This window comes from Deinococcus ficus, assembly GCF_003444775.1.
GTDB lineage: Bacteria > Deinococcota > Deinococci > Deinococcales > Deinococcaceae > Deinococcus > Deinococcus ficus.
The window spans coordinates 20,702-41,293 of record NZ_CP021082.1 but is presented as its reverse complement, the minus strand read 5'-3'; the positions used below and the strand labels follow the sequence as shown (position 1 = coordinate 41,293).

Sequence of the window (20,592 nt, the reverse complement as noted above, 5' to 3'; positions counted from 1 at the left end):
GGCCGTCCGAGAGTCCCGGCCCCACGTCGGGCCTGGCGCGCGTGAACAACGAAATGGCCCGGGGCCGACTTCGCCCCTTGTTTGCTCTCACGCTTGCCGGCGGCCTTCCAGCAGGACGCCAAGGCCGTCGAGCAGACATGTCAGCCCGAAGCGGAACGTCAGGTCCGGGTTTACCGCAGCCCCGTGCGCTGCTCCGGCCGCCTGGCCGACGCGGCTGGCGACCGGGAACCGGCGGGCATCCATGACCTGCTCCAGGAGAGGGGCATTGACGGTCCACCATTCCTCATCGGTCACGCCGCTGTTCCGCCTTTCCCGGGTCTGGTTGATGGCGAGCCGGGCACTCCCTTCGACATGGGTCAGGACGAGGGTCAGGGCGGCGTCCATCTCCACGTCGGTCAGGCCGATGCCGTCGAGCACCTGGAGGTCCGCATTGTACTTGCGGGTGCCGTTGGGCCCCAGCACCGGGCGGGTGGTGGGGATGTCGAGCAGCCAGGGATGGCGGTGCAGCATCGCCCAGTGGGTCTCGGCAACGAGCGTCAGCCCCTCGCGCCATGCCGGTGACCGGGGGCATTGGTCCGCATCACCGTACAGCTCGCCATAGACGGTGTCGATCATCAGTTCGGTGAGTTCCGGTTTGCCTGGAACGTGGGTGTACAGGCTCATCGTGCCGACGCTGAGGTGGTCGGCAACCCGGCGCATGGACACGGCCTCGATGCCGTGCTGATCGGCCAGGGTAATCGCAGCGCGGACGATCGTTTTGACGCTCAGCCCCGACCGGCCGGTTTTGGTCTGGGGCCCCCACAGGAGGGCAAGAACCCGGGTGGGATCGCTGGGTGTGCCGGGATCGGGCATGGTTGACACTAATTTACATGTACCGTACAGTGTACGCCTCCCATTCATCAGGGGGCCTTTGTGTGTCCGACGTTCCCTCGCCAATGCTCTCTCCGGAGGTCCGCATGCAAGTGACCCAGTCTGCCCTGTCCCTGAACGTCCCCGACCCCGACGCCTCCGCCGGGTTCTTGCAGCGCCATTTCGGCTTCCAGGTGGAGATGGCCATCGACGGCGTGGTCTCCCTCAAACGGGCCGACGTGGGCTTCAACCTGATCTACCTGCGGACTGGCCTGTCCACCTTCAAACCCGCCAGCCACGCCGGCTCAGCTGGCCATGGCCTCCTGGTGGTGTTCGTCGTGGACGATATTGACGATCAGTACGCCCGCCTGCAGAGCGAAGGTGCCCCGATCGTCACGCCGATCGAAACGGAGGACTGGGGGGAACGGTACTTCCAGACCCAGGACCCCAATGGCGTGCTCTACCAACTCGTGCAGTGGATGACCGAGGAAGAGCCCGCCACGCCGACCTGACTCCACCGCCCTGCACAACTCACCGGCTGCTGCACCGGACGCAGGAGCTTTCAGCGGACAACTGCACCAACGAATGTGCCCGCTTAAAACGGGCACCGATCTCCAACGCTGGTGAGGCAATGTGAGGTGGCCCGGCTGCCCGGGAGAGAAGCAATCGGCGTGACGCTCAGGCCCCTGCGGGCCTGGTTTCGTCGTCCTCGTTCATCCCGGGCGACAGGACGCGCAAGGCCGCGCCGATCACTTCGGGGTCGAACTGGCGTCCAGCCTGCTGCCGCAACTCTGTGACTGCTGCCGTGACCGTCCAGGCCGATTTGTACGGCCGGGCACTCGTCAGGGCGTCATACACGTCCGCCACGCTGAAAATGCGCGCGCCCAGCGGAATGGCGGGACCTGCCAGACGGTCCGGGTAGCCCGTGCCGTCCCAGCGTTCGTGATGGTGGCGGACGACGGCCCGGGCGCCCGGGGGAACGGTCGGAATCCGGCTGACCAGTTCGTCCCCGACCACCGAGTGCTGCTGCATCAGCTGCCACTCCTCGGCGTTGAGTTTGCCGGGCTTGAGCAGGACAGTGTCGGGGACCGCCAGCTTGCCGATGTCATGAAGGTAAGCCCCGAGGCGGAGGTCTTCCAGCTGTGCCGCACTCAACCCCAGGGTCTCCCCGATCCGGACGGCCAGGGACACGACGCGTTCGGTGTGCCCCGCCGTTTCGAAGTCCCGGAGTTCCAGGGACAGGCCCAGGGCCAGCAGCGCTCCTTCCCGGGTGGCCTCCAGGTCAGCCAGGTGGGCTTCCCGGTCGAGCACCTGCCCGATCAGCTCTGCGGAACGGGTGAGCAGCGCTTCCGCCGGTCGGGGCAGCTCGCGCAGGGGCCGGAACCAGATCAGCGAGATCCGCCCCACGGGACGCCCGCGCTCCAGGACGGGCACCTCGACCAGGCCCTGGACGCCGGCGCGCGCCAGTTCCGCTGGCATGTCCGCCCTTTGAGCCAGGAGAGGGGTCGCCCGCAGTGGTGCCCCAGCGGCTTGCCGCAGGAAGGTGAGGGTCGATTCGTGATGGCAGGTTTCCGCCACCTGCGGGTGGTGCCCGGGAGAAGTCCCCACGGTGACCTCCACCGCCCGCTCCACACAGGTGAACAGGGCCAGGTCGGCGTCCAGGAAGGTGCGGCTGACCGTCAGGCACTCCCGGGCCACGGCGCTCACGTCGTCCGCGAGTCCGACGTGGGACGCCAGGTCCGCCAGGACGCGCAGTTCATCGGAGCGGCGCTGCTCTTCGGCGGTCACCCGGAGCCGCTCGAAAGCCGTCACCCCGGCGGAGGCCAGTGCGCCCAGGAGGCGCTCGTCCAGGGGGCTGAAGGAGTGCGGGGCGGAGCGGACGACCAGCAGGACCCCGATCGGCGCGTTCGGCGCGCTGAACAGCGGCGCGGAGAGCAGGGTGCCGTCCGGCACGGCGCTGGGGGTATGAATTCTCGGGTCCTGGTCCAGGCGTTCGACGCGCAGCACCTGACCAGCATCGATGGCCTGCCAGGAAATGCCCTGCCCCTCGGGAATCACCCGGTGCGGAAACGTCTCGTACAAACCGGAGCAGGCCACCAGGTGAAGAACGTTTTCCCGCTCGTCGTACCTGGCGAACGCGGCATGCTCCGTGCGGAAGAGGGCCTTGGTTTCCTCGACGAGCATCCGCTCCAGTTCATGCGAATCCTGAACGAGGCTGAGGGCGGCATTGGCGTGCGCGAGCACTTCGAGTTCCTGGGTCCGGTCCGCCTCCCGGGCGCGCCGGTCACGCATCGTCAGGATGGCCGCCACCTGACGCCCGAACTCTTCGGCGATGTCCAGTTCATAGGATTCGAAGGCCTGGTCGGAACGGAGGTTGTCCAGGTTGATCACGGCCACCACCGCCCCGGAGACCAGCACGGGCACGCACAGGGACGCCTGAAGGTGCGCGAGATCCGTCAGGTGCTGGACAGCTTTCCCATGGTCCGCACCGTCGATCCACTCCTGTGGGAGGTGGGCGGCTGCCCGAATGGACGCCGCTCCCCGCAGGACCCGCGCCTGTCCCACGCCCCAGTTCTGCCCCGGGCCATACCAGCGGCTCATGGCCTCCACGGAGTGAGAGACGCCCAGCAGCGCCTCGGAATACCCCACCTGGGCCCGCACGACAAACGACGCGCCCTCCAGCACGTACAGGGACCCCGCCTCGGCGCTGGGCAGAGCGGTGACCGCCGCCTGCAAGAAGGCCTGCCATCCCACCCCGTCAATCACCTCGTCGGCCCTGATCAGGGCCGAGGCGGCGCGCAGGGCGTTCCACATCATGTCCGCGGTCAGGTGGGAATCGCGCAGGAGAAGATGCTCGCCTCTCAGCCCCTGCACGGTACGGTGGGCCGCCTTGTCGCGCAGCATGCGCTGGTCGGCCAGCCGCAGCAGGTCGTTGGGCGAGCGGGCATCGGTGGGAAAGACAGCGGCTCCGATCGAGGCCCGCACGGAGGGAAACCCACACGCGCCCGTGTGCTGCCGGACCCGGTCCATGACCTCGCGTACCTGGCCGGCATCGAACATCTGGCCGATAACCAGGACGACGAACTCATCGCCCCCCTGCCGGTACACCTGACCCTGGGGGCGGAACACCTCCTGAAGGGCCGCTCCGAAGCATTCAAGGAGGCGGTCTCCCTGCGCGTGCCCCGCCTGGTCATTCACGGCCTTGAGCTCGTCGAGGTCGAGCAGCAGCAGCTGAAACTCCCGGCCCCGCCGCGCGGCTTCCTCGAACGCCTCCTCGAACGCCCGCCGACTGGGCAGGCCCGTCAGCACGTCCCGGTAGGCCAGGCGTTCCAGGTCCGCGGTGCGTTCCCTGACCCGCTGCTCGAGGTCCTCGTTTGCGCTGCGCAGCGATGCCTCCATCGCCTTGCGGTGAGTCACGTCGACGAACGACACCGCCGTGCCGTCCTCGGTGGGTGCGGCCGAGACGTCGTACCAGTGCCCGGTGACGGGGGACTGGACCTCGAACTGGACGGAGCGTTCCTGCAGGGCCTGCCTGAGCTGCCGCGACAGGTCAGCGCCGATCACGTCAGGGAGGATCTTCCACACCGGCCGGCCGACGAGGCCCTCGGGCGGGCGACGAAGCAGCTGCGCCGCGACGGGATTGATGTACGTGAAACGCCACTGGTGGTCCAGGGCCACGAACGCACTGGGAAGACTTTCGAGGATGCTGCCCGTCCGGCGCACCTGACGCTCCAGCTCTCCTTCCAGGTCACGTTGCCGCGTGATGTCCCGGCTGACGCCCAGGACACCAAGAAGTTCTCCCTCCACGACGAAGGGATGTTTGGTCGTCAGCATGACGCGCTGCAGCGCCGGGAACGGCATCTCGTAGGTCACCGGCTCAAGCGTTCGCATGACCTGCCGGTCCATGGTCAGAATGCGCTCGGCCTGATCAGGAAAGAGGTCCGTGTCCGTCACGCCAGGCGCCGTGGAGGTCCGGGACTCGAGGAGCTGGCGGGCGGCCGGGTTCAGCATCGTGTACCGGCCCTGGCGGTCTTTCAGGTAGATGGCCTCGGACATGGTGGTCATGACGGCGTTCAGGTGCGACTGGCTGTGCAGCAGGTCCTGCTGCAGGGTGTGGTTCTCCGTCAGGACCAGCAGTTGCCGTGCGGCGAACAGCACGGTGACGCCCACCAGCAGCGTTTCGTCCAGCCGGTCCGGGGTGTGACCGGTGAAGTGCGTGATCACGTAGGCGACGTAGCCCAGCGCGATGAGGTAATGGGGACTGAGGGTCCACCCGATCCGTCTTGACCCGCTCCGGAAGAGGGACGGCCCGTAGTTGAGGCGGGAGGCGGCACTGACGCCGATCAGGGCCGCAGCGAGGCTCCACAGGCTGTCGAGAGGATGCCCCAGCCGGTACTGGCCGTTGGCGAGCAATACGGCCCAGAGGACGTCACCGAGCAGGAAGCTCAGGAAAGCGCCGATCAGAAGGAGCAGCTGAACGCCGTTCAGGAGGAGGGGACGGGCGAGCGCCAGCACCGTCAGCATGGCCGCCAGGAGCAGGTCCATGGCCGGAAAGGCCAGGGCGAGGATGAGCGCCACGGGCTTTCCCGCGTAGCCCTGGGCAGTCGCCTGGCCGCTCACCTCCCAGAGCAGGTGACCGAGGATCAACACCACGAGCGCGGTGTCCAGCACGTACCTGGCCAGAGGCACGGGGCGCGCGGAGGCACGCACGAGGGAGAGCATGCCCAGGGCGAAACACGGCGGGGCCGCCAGATACAGGAAGGCCGCCGGGTGCGGAAAACCACGGATCCCCAGAGCGGCGAGTACAGTGAAGGTGACCTGTCCAGCGCCCCAGGCCGCCAGCCCCAGCCCCGTCCAGGTCCAGAACCGGGCCAGGGCAGGAGGACTCGCCCGGGCAGCCCGCCATACCAGGAACGCAGCCAGCCCGTACACCGGCCAGTAAAACAGGGGCGCGACGCCTTCACGCCAGGGTTCCGGCGGCGCCCCCAGCGCCGTCCAGATGATGTGGGCGACGGTGAACGCCACCAGAACCGCGAAGGCCATGTTCGGGTCAGGATAGCCGTCCGCCCCTCGGCCAAATTCCGGATTCCCGGCGCGGCCTTGGACATTCCTTTGCCGAAGAGCTCGCCGTTCCAGGACCCAAGGGACCAGGCTGAGTCCCGGACTGGCCAACCGGGAGGAGGGCGTGCGCGGCGCCTGCGCTGCCTTGGCCTCGGCGGTTCTCCTCCCGGCGCTTTCAGTGGACTCGCGAGGAGCGCAGCTGAACGGCAACCAGTAGGTTGGGCCACGGCCGCACCCGCCCCGTTGATGCGCCCGCCTCTTCCGGAGAAACGGGAGGCGGCCGGAGTGCGTTCTCGGCCGTCTTCTGGACCTCTAGACCCACAGAAGGGTCGCTGCGCCGGCGGCCAGCAGGGCAACGGCCCACAGGCGGTCGAGGTTGACCCACGCCCGCCGGAGGATGGCCAGGCCCACGTAGTGGTACACCAGCAGCGCGACGACCGTCATCACGCCGAACATGCCCAGGGTGTGAACCCCCAGCGCCGCCAGGCCCGCCCATGCGGACGGTCCGCCCGCCGCCAGATGCCCCGCATGGGCGCCATGGGCAGCGTTCGGGGAGGGCAGGATCAGCGGCAGCAGCATGGGCCCAGCCCCGTGCGCGGTGGACATCAAAAAGGACCACAGGGTCAGGTCGCGAAACCCCACCCGCATGCCGACCCAGCGGGGGTGGGCGTCGGGCCGGAGCAGCTTGTAGGCCCCAAAGGCCAGCACGGCACCGGCTCCCAGGATCCGCAGTGCCCATCCATCAAGCACCAGCCCGGCCAGACCGGCCAGCGTCAGGACCACGAGAATGGAAGCGGCGTGCCCCAGGGCGATCGGCAGCAGCGCCCGCCACACCGCCCGTGATGCGCGCTGCTGCAACCCCAGCGCCACCGCGAAGAGCCAGCCCATTGCAGGGTTCAGGCCGTGCAGTCCGCCCAGCAGCGCCAGGGAAGACCAGGTCCAGGGGTCCGTCACGTCAGCCTAGGGGTTGGGGTAGCAGAACGAATCAGACGAGGCGTCGCCGCCCTGCAGCCGCACCTGATGCGCCCGCTTCTCACCGAAGTCCACCAGGAAGTCCGGATCGAGGGTCAGGCCGCCCCCGGGCTGCACGTCCAGCTTGGCGGCCCAGCCGCGAATGCCGGAGGTGTAGAACTGATCGTCCCAGGAGACGTACAGGGAGTTGGTGACGTAGACGCGCTGTCCGTCGCGGCTCACTTCCACCATCTGCGGCCCGCCGGTCAGCGGCCCGCTCGCGCGTGGGTGGCCGGTGCGCCGCACGATCCCGCCCAGGTGCACCGACCCGACCAGGCGCGGCTGGAACGGATCGCTGACGTCGTACTGGCGGAGTTCGCCGGTACCCCAGCAGGACACGTACAGGAACCGGTCGTCCAGCGAGAGGTTGATGTCCGTGATCAGGGGCGGTACGGCACCGAAGCCCTGAAGCAGCGGGGGCAGGTCCGCTGCGTCGGCCGGTTCAGCCGGCACCTCGATGACCTTCTGGATCTTCCATTCATCGCCGTCGAGGTGCCAGAGCCACACCGATGCCGAGAGGTCCGCCAGGCTGGTGACCACGCCCACGAACCCGTAGGTCTTCCGCGGGTCGTGCGCGGGGCGCAGTTCCAGCACCATCTGCTGCTCCGGGCCGAGGTCCAGTGTCCTGACGTGCTCACGCGTGCGCAGGTTCCACACGTGCAGGCAGTGGCCGTACCCTCCGGCCAGCAGGATCTCCGGATTGAGCCCCTGTTCCACCATGTTGGGCGTGCCCCACTCCGAGGTCAGCATGGTGTCGTGCCCCAGATGCCACCAGAAATCGTAGGACAGGTGCTGAGGCCCCCGGTTCTTCTCCCAGGCGCCCTTGATCTCGAAGGTGTTGTGGTCCAGCAGGAAAACCCCGCCGGGGCCATCCCCGGACGGTGAGCCCAGGGCGTTCATGTACACGGCGTCGGGCCCGCAGTGCACGGTGTGGGGGCGGCTGTACCCCGTCTTGGCGGCCAGGTCCTGCGGTTCGATCACCTTGTGGATCGTCGGCTGGCGGGGGTCGGGCTTGGTGTCCAGAACGTACACCCTGGACGAGCGCAGGCCGGGGATGAGCAGGTAGCGCCTTTCCACGTGGGGATGCGGCATCGTCGGGCAGAGCGCGGCGCTGCAGGCGTTCCAGCCGAAGTGGTGCAGTTCGTCGCCCAGGTTGGGCATGTCCACGCGGCCGACTTCCTGTGCGTAGGTGGGTGAGGCGGGATCCAGGTCGAGCACGACCAGGGCATCCGGCGTGCGGCCTGTGGCGTCGATTTCCACGACGTAGGCCAGCGTCTCACGCGGAGCGTCCTGGGCCATGCTGGGCGACGGGTAGAAGGTGGGGTCGGGCCGGAAGGTACGGGAGGACATGGCGACTCCTTTTCGCGGTGAGATGACCTGCGGGATGGTGGATAAAAGTTATCAGGTTTTCAATGACGAGAGGTGACCAGCTGATCGGGCGTCACCGTTGCGGTCCGGGGTGCAGCACCCGACAGGTCAGCCATTGACCGCCGTCCCGCTCCCTCAGCCCCCGGCATGACCGGTGCCCGGGCCCTCCTGGCAACGCTCCGGAACAGAAGGCAGGGGCGGGTGCAGCGCAACTCGGCGACGCGGCTGTCAGGTCCACAGCCACGAGGAGACGGCCAGGCGGGTCAGGACGCGCTTCCGACCTCCGGGCTGAACGGGCCCGACACCTCTTCCTCAAAGTCCGCGAACTCGTAGCCGTAGCGGTCCGTAAACGCCTCAAGCCGAGTCCGCTGCTCGGCCGTCACCGGCCTGACCTGCAAGGGGTGACGATCCGCCGCCGCTTCCACGAAAAACCGGTCCATGCCGCCCGGGGAGAAGATCAGCAGCACGTGGGTTTCCTGCCCGCCCGGGTTGGAGGGTTGATGCACCACGCCCCGCGGGACGACGATGAACGACCCGGCCTCCGCCTGGAGCGTCTCGTGCGCCAGCCGGAGGGTCAACTCGCCCGAAAGGACGTAAAACACTTCCTCATGGCCGCGGTGCAGATGGGGCCGGGGGCCAGGGGAGCGGGGCGGCAGGACATTGTCGTGAATGGAGTACGAGCCGGCCGTCAGAACGTCGGGAATCTTGAGGACCATGCGTCCCCCGATGGGGTTGACGAGGACGTGGCCGTCCTCCGGTGTAACCCTGCGGACCTGCGCTTGAGCGATCATGTGACCCCCTGGCTGTGCACGCAGCCCTGCGCTGTGCGGTGGCGTGACCTGATCTGGACGCGGCGCGACCGTCCTGGCCTCACCAGGAACAGCTCAAGCGTACTCGGAACCGGGCGGCGGGGGCGACTTTGCTCCGCGGAATGGTGGACCTCCACGAACGGGTTGCCCGGCAGGGTCAGGTGGGACGACTGGAAGTCTCGGCATCATCCGGCGGGACGTCTCCGCCCTTCCGCGCGTGGTGAAGGGAAAGCAGGACCCGCCTCGTGTTGCTGTCCAGTCGCAGCTGCCCGGGGAACGAGAGGCGCCCACCCGGGCAGGTGGCCGGGTCCTGCCGGGGACGCCCACTGCGCGCTCCCCGATCGACGGCACGACCTGACTGATGCTGGGGTCGCACACAGGCGAACGCCACCCGTGGCCCGGGTCACCGGGGTGCCCCTGCACCCCCCTATCCGTACTCCTCACTTTTTCTGCAGCACCTTCATGTACGCCGTCAACGCCTCGGCGGTACGTCCCTGCTTGAAGGGATTGAACTGCCCCGGCTGCCGGGCGCCTGGGCCCTGGCCTGCCTGATTCTGCCCACCCTGACGGGTGCGGTTCTGCCCCTGACCGGCCATTCCGGGCAGCGGCATCCCGGGAATGCGGGGCTGCCCAGTTTGGCCGCTGCGCTGGGCCTGCGCGCGACTGGCGGCACGCTGCTCCTCGGCCTTGAGCAGCAGGCTGTCCAAGGCCGTCAGCTGTTTGCTCGTCAGGATCTTGTCTTCGATCTGGGCGAGGTACTTTTTGGCGTCATTGGGTTGAACCGCGGCTGCTTTCTGCAGGGCGGTCAGAATGCTCAACAGGCTCTTGGCCTGGGTGCGGGTGACGGCGGTGGCCTTATTCTTTTCCAGTTCCGGCAGCAGCCGCACGGTCTCGGCGAGGTCGGTGATGGGCTGCATCTGGGCCATCCGGGTCCGCATCTCTGCGGTCATCTGGGGCGGGGTGGCTCGTGGGGTGTTCTGCTGGGCGCTGGCCAGACCGGTCAGTAGACCCAGGGTGAGCAGGGGGCCGTAGTTCATGGGTTCTCCTTGCAAAGAGCTGGGGGACTTATTCGTAGCGGAGGCTGTCGACCGGGTCGAGCCGGGCAGCCCGCGCGGCCGGGTAGTAGCCGAAGAACACGCCCACCAGCGCGCTGAAGACGAAGGCGACGATCATGGGGATCGGAGAGAAGACCGGGGCGATGCTGAAGAAGTTGCCGGCATAAGCCGCGGCCACCCCGAGCAGCATGCCGATCATCCCGCCGCCCACGGAGAGCAGCGACGCTTCCACCAGAAACTGCGTGAGGATGTCGCGCGGTTTGGCCCCCAGCGCCTTGCGCACCCCGATTTCACGGGTGCGTTCGGTCACGGAGACCAGCATGATGTTCATGATGCCGATGCCGCCCACCAGCAGGCTGATGCCGGCGATGGCCCCGACCAGGATGGTGAGGGTGTTGGTCACGGCGCTGAGGCTGGCCAGGGAATCGGCCTGGTTCTGCACCTGGAAGTCCAGGTTCTCCGGGTCGGTCTGGTCGTGGCGTTCGGACAGCAGGACGGTGACGTCCGCCTGCAGCGCGGTGAGGTCCTTGGCGGAAGTGGCCTGAATGTAGACGTTGTTGACGGTGGGTTTCCCGCCGGCACTGTTGGTGCGCGCGAAGCGCTGCGTGAAGGTGCTGAGTGGGACCAGCACCTGGCTGTTGGCGTTACCGAAGCCGCTGTTGCCCTTATCGGGCAGGACGCCCACCACGGTGAAACTCACGCTGCCCAGGCGGACGCGCTGCCCCAGGGCGTCGTCGGGGGCCGCGTCTTCACCGAACAGGTCCATCAGGACCTGACGGCCAATCACGGCCGTGCGCTTGCGGCCGTCCACGTCCGCCTGCGTGAAGTAGCTGCCCGTTTCGACCGGGCTGTTGCGCACCGTTTCGAAGCTCGGCCAGGTGCCGGTGACGCTGACCTGGGTGTTGCTGCTGCCGTACTTGGCCTGGAGGTTGCTCTGGGCAGTGGGGGCCACCCCGGCCACGCGCGTGCCAAAGGCCTCGGCCAGCGCCTCGGCGTCCTCGACGGTGACCGTCTGGCTTGGGCCACCCCGCACGAGCGTGCCGCCGGGGCGCCCACGTGCGCTTTGAACGGTGAGCAGGTTGGTGCCCAGCGACTCGAGGTTGCGAGTGACGCCCGCGGTGCTGCCCTGGCCGATGGCCGTCAGGGCAACGACCGCCGCCACGCCGATGATGACCCCGAGGGCGGTGAGCACGGAGCGCATGGGGGTCCCGACGATCGCGCGCCACGCAATGACCAGGGCGCCTCCGAACCCGATGCCCCCGCGCCGCGCGGGGGGGGCCCCTGGGGTACTCACCTCAGGGGCCGGAGCCACAGGAGTCACGGTCATGACCGCCTCCTGAGCCTGGGGCTCTGGCGCAGGTCGCGTTCGATCAGGCCGTCGCGCACCCGGATCACCCGTTCGGCGTAGGCGCCGATGTCGTCCTCGTGGGTGACGATCACCACCGTCGTCCCTTCGGCGTGCAGTTCGCTGAACAGGGCCATGACCTCCTCGCTCGTGCGGGTGTCAAGGTTCCCGGTGGGCTCGTCGGCCAGCAGCAGGCGCGGGCTGCCGGCGAGAGCGCGGGCCACGGCGACGCGCTGCTTCTGGCCCCCGCTGATCTGGGACGGCAGGCTCCGGGCCTTGCTTTCCAGGCCGACGCGGGACAGCACCTGCATGGCCCGTTCCCGCCGCTCCCGGGGCGGCACCCCGGCGTACGTCAGCGGCACTTCCACGTTCTCAAGCAGGTTCAGGCGCGGCAGCAGGTGAAAGGCCTGAAACACGAAGCCGATCTCGGTGTTGCGCGCCTCGGCCCGCTCGTTCTCGGTGAGGGTGGTGACGTCGCGCCCGCCGAGGACGTAACTGCCCGCGGTGGGCCGGTCGAGCAGCCCGATGATCTGCATGAGGGTCGTCTTGCCACTGCCCGAGGGGCCCATCAGCGCGACCATCTCCCCGGCGGCGATCTGCAGACTCACCCCTTTCAGCGCCTCGAACACGACCTCGCCCTGCTCGTAGATTTTCGACACGTCACGCAGGTCCACCACGGCTGCCGCAGTGGACGGTGCCGCCGGGGAGGTGAGGGCGCCGGCCGTCACGGCTGGCCCCCACCGAAACCTCCGGGAGGCCCGTTCACTCCGCCCTGCTGGCGGCCGCCGGAGGCCGCAGCGCTGCCCGTGCCCGCTGCGCCCACTCGTCCGGGAACGATCACCTCCTGCCCGGCCTCCAGGCCGTCCGTGACCACCGTGTTCGTGCCGTCGGTGGCGCCGGTCTCCACGCGCACGTGTTCAGGATCGCCTCCCGCGGCGGCCGGGACCTGCACGTAGCTGCGGGACCGGACGGTCTGAATCGCCTTGCTGGGCACGAGCAGCCCCCGCGCCTCGCTCTGGATGATCTCCGCTTCGGCCGTCATGCCACTGCGGAGCTGACCGCTGCCGTTGTCCAGCTGGACGGTCGCGGTAAACACGCTGATGCCGCTGCTCTGGGTGGCGCCGGGCGAGACGCGCACCACCTTGCCGGTGAAGGTCTGATCCTCGAAGGCGTCGAGGGTCACGCTGGCACTCTGCCCCACGCGGACGCCGGCGATTTCGGTTTCGTCCACTTGCACGGGCAGGTTCAGGGTGGTGTCGTCCATCAGGGTCAGGATGGTGCTGCCGGCGGTCACGACGGTCCCGTCGGTGGCCGCGACGTTGCTGATCACGCCGCTGATGGGCGCGTAGACCTTGAGGTCACTGCGCGCCTTCTGGGCGGTGTCCAGGGTGCTCTGCGCCTGCTGCACGGCGATCTGGGCGCTGCGGAGGTTCTCGGCGTCACTGGCCTGCCCGGTCCGGGCCTGCGTCAGGGCGGCGCTTGCACTGGTCCGGGCGCTGCTCAGCGTCAACTGGGCCTTGTCCAGTGCGGACTGGGCGTCCCCGAGGGTCTGGGCGCTGATGGCGCCCACGGCGTAGAGCTCCCGCTGGGCCCTCAGGGTGCGCTGGGCGCTGACCACGGCCGCCTCGGCTTCCGTCACCGCGGCCTGGGCCTGCGCCGCGCTGCTCTGCCGCTGGGCCGTGCTGCTGGCCTGCGAGGCGCGCGTGGCGTCCAGGCTGGCGCGGGCCTTGTCGAGGTTGAGTTGCGCGGTCCGGACGTTCTCCTCGACGGTGTCGCTGGTGAGGGTGGTGATCAGTTGTCCTCGGGTCACGCGTTCGCCCACGGCGGGCACCTGACCCACGGTGGCAGTCAGGTCGGCGCCCACCGTGCGGGTGGCGTTGGCTTCCAGGGTGCCGGGCCCGCTGACCGAGACCCGCAGGACGCCGGGGGTGACCACCTGGGTGGAGGTGACCGCAGTCACGCTGGCGTCGGCCGTGCCCTGGCGGCTTTGCCAGAGGGCGCCGCTGATCCCGCCCAGCAGCAGCAGCAGCCCGCCGAGGACCCAGGGCCAGCGGCGGGGACGTCTCCTGGTGACGGTCCGGGTGGTCTCGGTCTGCGTGATGGTGGTCTGGCCGGCGGTCACAGGCTGCCGCCGATCCCGGTGAGGTTCTGCCCGGAGGCCACGGAGAGTGAGGCCAGCGCTTCAAGCACATTGTTCTGGGCCTGCAATCGGGCGTACTGGGCTTTTTTCAGGGCCAGCTGGCTGCTTTGCAGGTCGACGGCACTGATGGTGCCGCTCTTGAGCCGGGCAGCATTCTGGGTGTACGTGTTTTGCGCGGCGGTTTCACGGCTGCCGGCCACTTTCAGCAGCTCGTAGGTGCTCTGGGCGCTCTGATAGGCGCTCGCAAGCGTCTGCGCCGCCGCCTTCTCCGCGCTGTCCAGGCTGCGGTTGGCGTTCGCGAGGGCGGTGCGGGCGTCTTGCAGGGTGCGCGCGGGCGTGAAGTCGTTATCCGCCAGTTTCACGGCCAGCTGCGCCTCGGCCACCGTGCCGGCCGCGCCCACCACACTGCTCAGGCGGCCGAGGTTCTTCTGCAGTTCGGTCAGGGTGACGCTCAGCTTGGGCGCCGTGACGCCCGCGGCCGCCCGGGCGTTGCTCACGCCGGTCAGGGTGCCCAGCCGGGTGCTGGCCAGGTTGACCTGCGCGCGGGCGTCGGCGAGGTCCTGCTGGCTGCCTGAGAGGGTGGTCTGGGCATTTTGCACGTCCAGGGTGGTGGCGTTGCCGATCTTGAGTTTCACCTGCGCCACCTGCACCGCCTTGCTGTCCACCTGGGTCTGCAGGGTCTGAAGTTCCACGTTCTCCTGCGCTTCGAGCAGCGCGGTGTAGGCGTTGATGGTGCTTTGCAGGGTCGTCAGGCGGGCGCCGCGCAGCTGCGCCTGCGCCTGCGTCAGCGAGTTCTGCGCGGCCAGGCGGGCCGCCACCAGGGTGCTGGGATCGGCGAGGGCAGCCGCGGCGGCGGCACTGGCCTTGTCGGCGTTGGCCTGGGCGGTCTTGACGTCGGCGTTGTTGCTCAGGGCGGCGGTGACGGCGGCCGGAACACCGACCGCACTCTGGGCCAGGGCTGCCGGGAGGAGCAGGGCGGCGGTGAGAGACAGGGTGGAACGGAGCATGCGGTTCATTGGAGGCCTCCAGCGGCGTTTTGAAGTTGAATCAGGGTGGTCTGCACGGTGGCCCGGGCTTCGAGCAGGTCGCGCTGGGCCTGCGCCAGGCTGAGTTCGGCCGCCGCGGCGTCATCGGCGGTGGCCGTGCCTGCGGTGAGGCGGGCACGCGCGGCCTCCAGGGCGCTCTGGGCCAGCGTCACCTGGGTGGTCCGGGCCTGCAGTGTCAACAGGGCCGTTTGGGCGGCGGCGTAGCGTTGCCGCACGTCCAGTTCCACTTCCTGCTGGGTGACGCTCAGGGTGAGGGTCGTCTGGGTGACCAGGGCTTCCGCGGCGGAGAGCTGCGCCCTGGCCGAGGGGGAATACACCACGTAACTTCCACTGATGCTCGCCACCACCCGGTTGGCGGAACCGGTGTCGGCCGCCAGGGGCACGGTGTAGCCGGCCCCGAGCGTGCCCTGCTTGAGGTTCAGGCTGGTGCTCAGGCCGCCGCTCCCGGCGGGACCGTAGCGCAGCGAGGCCGTCAGGTCCGGCAGCGTCTGATCGCGCCGCATGGTGGCCAGGGCGTCCTGGGCGGCGGCCAGATCGTTCTGGGCCGCGATCACCTCGCGGCGGGCGGCCCGGGCCTGAGCCACCAGGACGGGCAGGTCCGGCAGGTCGAAGGTTTCGGCCGGAACGCTGACAAACTCCACGTCGCCCAGGGATCGGCCGAGCGCCGCCTCCAGATTCAACCGGGCGGCGTCCAGGCTGGCCTGCGCCTGCACCTGAGCGGCCTGGGCCGTCTGCACGGCCGCCTGAGCGCTCAGCACCGTCTGGGCGGTGGCGTTGCCGTCCTGCTGCTGGGCCTGCGCGACCTGCAGGGCGCGGGTGCGCAGCGTGAGCGTCTGGGCGGCCAGGGCCACGTCCCGGGTGGCGACCACGGCCGCCAGGTACTGCTGAGCCACATTGAGCCGCGCCGTGCGCTGCGTCTCGCTCAGGCGGGCCCTGGCGAGCGTGAGGCTGCGCTGCGCGCTCTGCAGGGCGGCGGTGTTGCTGGACCAGGGCAGGACCCCGAGGCTCAGGTTCACCCCGGCGCTTCCGCTGACGCTGCCTCCCGTGGGATCACTGGTGCCGTCGGCAGTGGTGGACGCCGACCCGCCACTGTAAGAGGCGTTTCCGCTCACGCTGACGGTCAGGCCCAGCGCCGTTCTCGCCGCGTCCAGATTGGCCTGGGCGACCTGAACGCTCAGCTGCGCGCCCCGGACGCTGGGGGCTTGCGCGAGCAGGGCCAGGGCCGCGTCGAGCGTCAGGCCGGGCGCCGCCACCTGAGCGCGTGCGGCAGCGGAGATCAGGACCGCGCCCAGGAGGAGGGAGGTGCCTGCCCTGCCCCTGCGGAAACGTCGGCACGAAGGGGACGCATCTGTCATGCCCGGCAGTCTCCGCTGGCCGGACGAAGAGTCCGCGCAGCTTTTTTGAAGATTTATCGAAGACGGCGATCACCCGCCTGAGAGGCAACGGGCACCAGCAGGGCCACAGGGAGCGCCGTGGCCGATGACGCCGGGCCGGGTCCTTCTTCGCGCTGCCTTCACGCGACGGACTTAGCATGACCGCGTATGAGCGCCCTGATCCTGATCGTCGAAGACGAGCCGCAACTGGCGGAGGTGCTGGAAGCGTACGCCCAGCAGGACGGGTACCGCACCGAACGCGCCGCGGACGGGTACAGCGCGCTGACCGCTTACCGCGCGGCCAGCCCGGACCTGATTCTGCTGGACGTGATGCTGCCCGGGCGCAGCGGCCTGGACGTGCTCAAAACCGTCCGGGCGGAAAGCGCCACGCCGGTCATCCTGGTGACCGCCCGCGCGGAGGAAAGCGACCAGATCGTGGGCCTGGAACTGGGCGCGGACGACTACGTGGTCAAGCCGTTCCGACCGCGCGAGGTGATGGCCCGCGTCCGCGCCGTCCTGCGCCGGACCGGCAGCGGTGCGGATCCGGCCCGGCGTCCCCTGCGGGTGGGCAAACTGGAGATCGACCGGCTGGCCGTCACCGCCCGGGTCGACGGGAAGGTTCTGATCCTGACCCCCGCCGAGTTCCGTCTGCTGGCTCACCTGGCGGAGACCCCCGAGCGGGCCTTCACGCGAGACGAGCTGCTGGCCGCCGCCCTGCCCGACAGTGACGCGCTGGAACGGGTCGTGGACGCTCACCTCGCCAGTGTCCGCCGCAAGCTGGAGGCCGCCGGGGCGGCGGGGTTGCTGCGGACCGTGCGCGGCGTGGGTTACCGGCTGGACAGCAGATGACGCCCGGCACCTCCCGCCGGGGTGGGCCCAGCCTGCTGGTGACCCTGCTGGCTTCCATGCTCGCGGTGGTGGCCCTGGCGGTCGGCGGGATGTTCTTCTTCTCCGACCTGGCTGTCCGGCGGGAGGTGGCGCGGCTCCCGCCCGAGGTGCAGAGCTACCTGCGCGCCCGCGCGGAGGCCGAGCGGCGCGGCGAAGCGCCCCCGCCATTCCCCGCGCTGCCCCAGACCACAGCGCCAGCCCCGAACTCCACGGAGAGGGCAGGGGACGGCACTGGGCAGGCGGGGACCAACCGGCCGCGGGGCCCGGGCCTGCCGGCCGTGCTCAGCCCCCGCAGCCGGGATTTCGTTCGCGGCGTGCAGCGCAACATGGTCGAAGGCGGGCTTCTGGCGGCGGCCCTGGGGGCGCTGCTGAGCGTGTGGCTGGCCCGGCGCATCGCCCTGCCCCTGGGCGCCGTGGCCCGCGCGGCCACCGGCCTGGCAGGCGGGAACCTGGACGCCCGCGCCCCGGTGCTGCGCGGCGACCGTGAGGTGGCGGACCTGGCGCGCACCTTTAATCACATGGCCACCAGCCTGCAGGCGCTCGAACGTGAGCGGCAGCAGGCGGTGGCGGATATCGCCCATGAGCTGCGCACCCCGATCGCGGTGATGCAGGCCCGCCTCGACGCTCTGGAAGACGGGGTCTATCCACTGACCACCGAACAGATCGAGCTGCTCAGTGGACAGACGCAGCTGCTGACGCGCCTGGTCGGTGACCTGCGCACCCTCACCCTGGCCGATGCCGGGCGCCTGGGCCTGCACCGACAGGAGCTGGACCTGGCGGACCTGAGCGCGCAGGTGGTCCGGGACCTGCGGGACCGCGCGGCATCGCGGGGCCTGACCCTCGTCCTGCACACCGTGCCCGCCCCGGTGCAGGGGGACCCCGACCGCCTGCGGCAGATGATTTCGAACCTGGTGGAAAACGCCCTGGTTCACGCACGACGTGAGGTTCAGCTCACCGTCACCCGGCAGGGAGAGGTGGCGCGCCTGACGGTCGACGATGATGGGCCCGGAATTCCCCCAGACAGCCGTCAGTTGATCTTTACGCGCTTTGCCCGTCTGGACGAAAGCCGCTCGCGTCACACCGGCGGAAGCGGACTCGGACTGGCCATCGTGCGCGCCCTGGCTGCAGCGCATGGCGGACAGTGCGACGTCGCCGAGAGTCCCCACGGAGGCGCCCGCTTCTCCCTGACTCTTCCGGCAGGACCGGGCCCAGGGTAGGGAGGAAGCGGGCCACCTCCTTGCAGGTCAGGCCAGGATCTGAGTCTCCCCGGCGAAGGCCAGGCTGGGACAGAGATGGACTCGGCACTCGCTCAACACTCCGTCACGCCTTACCTGTCGGGGACAGTCGATGAGAACCGGAGGGGCCTGGACGTTGAACAGGGCCTTGACCCCTCCGATTCTCGTCAGTTCACACTGCGGTACTGACGGGCGAAATCCTTGACGAGATCGGCGATGTTCTTCGCGAGAAACGCCGCGTAGTCCGCGCCGGTACGGGTGGTGAAGCCAAAGGACCCGTCGTCATAGATGATCGCGCCGGCGGGCGCGGCGTCATAGTCGAACACCTGCACGTCGAATACGTAGATATTGGTGTTGCTGCCCTGCGGGCCTTTGATGCTGTCGATGGAGACCTCCAGGTCGAACTGGGTGTCCTTGCAATTCGTGTCGTACTTGATCCCGTCGGCCTTGAGCTGGGCGGTCACGGCATTGAACACCGCGGTCGGCAGGGTCGGGCTGGCGGCGGTGGCGTCCTTGGAGGCGTAGATGGTCTCTTTGGAGAAACACACGGTGATGCCTTCGAGGTTGTCCGCATAGGCATCCTGGGCGTTGGCGGCGCCGAAGGTCAGGAGGGTGGTCAGGGCGAGCAGGGTGCGAATGTGGGTCATGGGAATCCTCGGGAAGTCGGGAGAGCGGTCAATTGGGGATGGGCCGCATTCCAAACGGCGCGGCACCGCGGGGCGTGCATTCAGCGTAACGGGAGGAGAACGCAGGCACGAGCGAATGTGCGCTTCTCTGCGACGACGCCAACCCGTTCCAGGCTGTGACACCTCCTCATCGGAGGCGGGGTGAACGGGAAACCCTGATCGTCCGCTTGCTGTCATCGTTCACATATTCCCTGAACTCCCGGCAGAGCGGGGCTGTGGTCCAGGACGCAGGTCATGCCGCAGGGGATGGAAGCGACGCAAGCTCCGCCGTGCAGCCAGCCGGCATGGCCCGGCGGTTTAGGCTGAGGCGCTGCACGCGACCATTCGAAGGCCCGCCGGGGAACAGACTGTCGTGCGAGGCTGCACCAGGGCTGACAGGCGACCGGTCCGGCCGACCTGGAGGAGGTGACGCACAGGAGTCTTAGGTGAAATGGCTGAGCTGAGCCGCTGGGCGCGACCCTACAATTGCACGGATGCGTTCCCGTCCCGCCGCCCTCATTTTCATCCTGCTGACCGCTCTGATTGACGTTATCGGCATCGGGTTGATCATTCCGGTCCTGCCGGGACTGGTCAAGGACCTGGCGGGCTCGGAGGTCGCCGGGGCCCGCACCATCGGGCTGCTCACTGCCGCCTACGCCGTGATGCAGTTCGTGTTCGCGCCGATCCTGGGGGCTTTGAGCGACCGTTTTGGACGCCGGCCGGTCCTGCTGCTTGCCCTGGCAGGTATGGCCCTGGACTACCTCCTGCTGGCGGTCGCACCGAATCTCATCTGGCTGTTCGTGGGCCGCATCGTTTCAGGCATCACCGGGGCAAGTCTGACGGTGGCGAACGCCTACATTGCCGACGTCTCCCCTCCTGAGCAGCGCGCGAAGAACTTCGGTCTGCTGGGGGCGACCTTCGGTGTGGGCTTCATCCTGGGGCCAGCACTTGGCGGGCTCCTGGGCGAGTACGGGTTGCGTGTCCCGTTCCTGGTGGCGGCCGCCCTGACTGGACTGAACGTGCTGTACGGCCTGTTCGTGCTGCCGGAGTCCCTCCCGGCGAGTGCGCGGGCCAAAGACATGAAACGCAGTGACCTGAATCCCTTGCTGCCCCTGCGGGCCCTGGGGGAGTACCCGATCCTGCGGAGCCTCGCGCTGACGTTCGTGCTGCTGGGACTCGCCGGGCAGGTGATCTTCAGCACCTGGGTCTTGTACACCGAACGGGTCCTGACGTGGAGCCCGGGTCAGAACGGCCTGGCACTGGCGTTCTTCGGCCTGCTCACGGCCGCGGTGCAGGGCGGCCTGATCGGTCCGTTCATCGCAAGGTTCGGAGACCGGCGCACGATCATGACAGGCCTCATCGCGTCGACTCTGGAATTCCTGGTGCTGAGCGTGGCGCGTAGTGGGGCGCTTCTGTACGCGTCACTGGTCGTGGGCGCACTGGGGGGCCTGGCCAACCCGGCGCTTCAGGGCCTGATCTCCCGGCAGGTGAGCGAAACCGAGCAGGGACGCGTGCAGGGAGCATTGACCAGCCTGAACAGCCTCGTGGCGGTGATCGGCCCGGTCCTCGCGACGACCGTCTATGCGGTGGGCGTCAGCCAGGGCTTTCCGGGCATGGCCTTCCTGATGGGGGCCCTCCTGTCCATTGCCGGAACCCTGCTCATTCTGGGCGTGCTGCGCGGCATCCCCGGCACCGGGCGAGTGGCCACCAAGGAGGCCTGACATGACCTCTGCCCCGAGAGATGCGG

At 68.9% G+C, this 20,592-nt stretch carries 16 protein-coding genes; 4 read left to right on the top strand and 12 right to left on the bottom strand.

Features of this window, described 5'->3' with window-relative positions; all coding sequences use genetic code 11:
• Nucleotides 1–87: 87 nt before the first annotated feature.
• The gene (locus DFI_RS13850; RefSeq protein WP_043779401.1) at nt 88–852 is read right to left on the bottom strand and encodes a TetR/AcrR family transcriptional regulator; all 765 of its coding nucleotides are present in this window, start codon (nt 850–852) and stop codon (nt 88–90) included.
• 104 nt (nt 853–956) lie between these two features.
• On the opposite strand from DFI_RS13850, the gene DFI_RS13845 reads away from it, so the two are divergent.
• Nucleotides 957–1,361 (top strand): VOC family protein, encoded by a 405-nt coding sequence (locus DFI_RS13845; RefSeq protein WP_027464041.1) that lies wholly within the window; start codon nt 957–959, stop codon nt 1,359–1,361.
• A 166-nt stretch (nt 1,362–1,527) separates the two neighbouring features.
• Here the strand turns inward: DFI_RS13845 and DFI_RS13840 are convergent, their stop codons facing one another.
• From DFI_RS13840 to DFI_RS13795, 10 genes are all read right to left on the bottom strand, one after another.
• The gene (locus DFI_RS13840) at nt 1,528–5,892 is read right to left on the bottom strand and encodes an HD domain-containing phosphohydrolase (RefSeq protein ID WP_027464040.1); all 4,365 of its coding nucleotides are present in this window, start codon (nt 5,890–5,892) and stop codon (nt 1,528–1,530) included.
• Between the two features lie 330 nt (nt 5,893–6,222).
• Nucleotides 6,223–6,864, bottom strand: coding sequence for a hypothetical protein (locus DFI_RS13835; RefSeq protein ID WP_027464039.1), 642 nt, complete (start codon nt 6,862–6,864; stop codon nt 6,223–6,225).
• A 6-nt stretch (nt 6,865–6,870) separates the two neighbouring features.
• Nucleotides 6,871–8,271: a selenium-binding protein SBP56-related protein gene (locus tag DFI_RS13830; RefSeq protein WP_027464038.1), complete on the bottom strand. Its 1,401-nt coding sequence runs from the start codon at nt 8,269–8,271 to the stop codon at nt 6,871–6,873.
• Nucleotides 8,272–8,552: 281 nt separating this feature from the next.
• Entirely contained in the window at nt 8,553–9,080 is a 528-nt protein-coding gene (locus DFI_RS13825) for a cupin domain-containing protein (protein WP_051308247.1), read from the bottom strand.
• Between the two features lie 458 nt (nt 9,081–9,538).
• On the bottom strand, nt 9,539–10,135 hold the full coding sequence (locus DFI_RS13820; protein WP_027464037.1) for a hypothetical protein: 597 nt from the start codon (nt 10,133–10,135) through the stop codon (nt 9,539–9,541).
• 28 nt (nt 10,136–10,163) lie between these two features.
• Nucleotides 10,164–11,480 (bottom strand): ABC transporter permease, encoded by a 1,317-nt coding sequence (locus DFI_RS13815; RefSeq protein WP_081425990.1) that lies wholly within the window; start codon nt 11,478–11,480, stop codon nt 10,164–10,166.
• Nucleotides 11,477–12,079 (bottom strand): ABC transporter ATP-binding protein, encoded by a 603-nt coding sequence (locus DFI_RS13810; protein ID WP_420810883.1) that lies wholly within the window; start codon nt 12,077–12,079, stop codon nt 11,477–11,479. Before DFI_RS13810 ends, DFI_RS13815 begins: the two co-directional genes overlap by 4 nt.
• Before the next feature lie 143 nt (nt 12,080–12,222).
• A complete protein-coding gene (locus tag DFI_RS13805) occupies nt 12,223–13,620 on the bottom strand; it encodes an efflux RND transporter periplasmic adaptor subunit (RefSeq protein WP_244940384.1) in 1,398 nt (465 codons plus the stop codon).
• Nucleotides 13,617–14,654, bottom strand: a complete 1,038-nt coding sequence (locus DFI_RS13800) for a TolC family protein (protein WP_043779399.1) — start codon at nt 14,652–14,654, stop codon at nt 13,617–13,619. The genes DFI_RS13805 and DFI_RS13800 overlap by 4 nt, the downstream gene beginning before the upstream one ends.
• Nucleotides 14,651–15,937, bottom strand: coding sequence for a TolC family protein (locus DFI_RS13795; protein WP_244940383.1), 1,287 nt, complete (start codon nt 15,935–15,937; stop codon nt 14,651–14,653). Before DFI_RS13795 ends, DFI_RS13800 begins: the two co-directional genes overlap by 4 nt.
• A 288-nt stretch (nt 15,938–16,225) precedes the next feature.
• Between DFI_RS13795 and DFI_RS13790 the strand changes: the two genes are divergently transcribed.
• Both DFI_RS13790 and DFI_RS13785 read left to right on the top strand, forming a co-directional pair.
• Nucleotides 16,226–16,906 (top strand): response regulator, encoded by a 681-nt coding sequence (locus DFI_RS13790; RefSeq protein ID WP_022802419.1) that lies wholly within the window; start codon nt 16,226–16,228, stop codon nt 16,904–16,906.
• A complete protein-coding gene (locus DFI_RS13785; RefSeq protein ID WP_043779397.1) occupies nt 16,903–18,162 on the top strand; it encodes a sensor histidine kinase in 1,260 nt (419 codons plus the stop codon). The genes DFI_RS13790 and DFI_RS13785 overlap by 4 nt, the downstream gene beginning before the upstream one ends.
• A 185-nt stretch (nt 18,163–18,347) precedes the next feature.
• Here the strand turns inward: DFI_RS13785 and DFI_RS13780 are convergent, their stop codons facing one another.
• The gene (locus tag DFI_RS13780; protein WP_022802421.1) at nt 18,348–18,827 is read right to left on the bottom strand and encodes a hypothetical protein; all 480 of its coding nucleotides are present in this window, start codon (nt 18,825–18,827) and stop codon (nt 18,348–18,350) included.
• 512 nt (nt 18,828–19,339) lie between these two features.
• On the opposite strand from DFI_RS13780, the gene DFI_RS13775 reads away from it, so the two are divergent.
• Entirely contained in the window at nt 19,340–20,566 is a 1,227-nt protein-coding gene (locus tag DFI_RS13775) for a TCR/Tet family MFS transporter (RefSeq protein WP_027464032.1), read from the top strand.
• Nucleotides 20,567–20,592 lie beyond the last annotated feature (26 nt).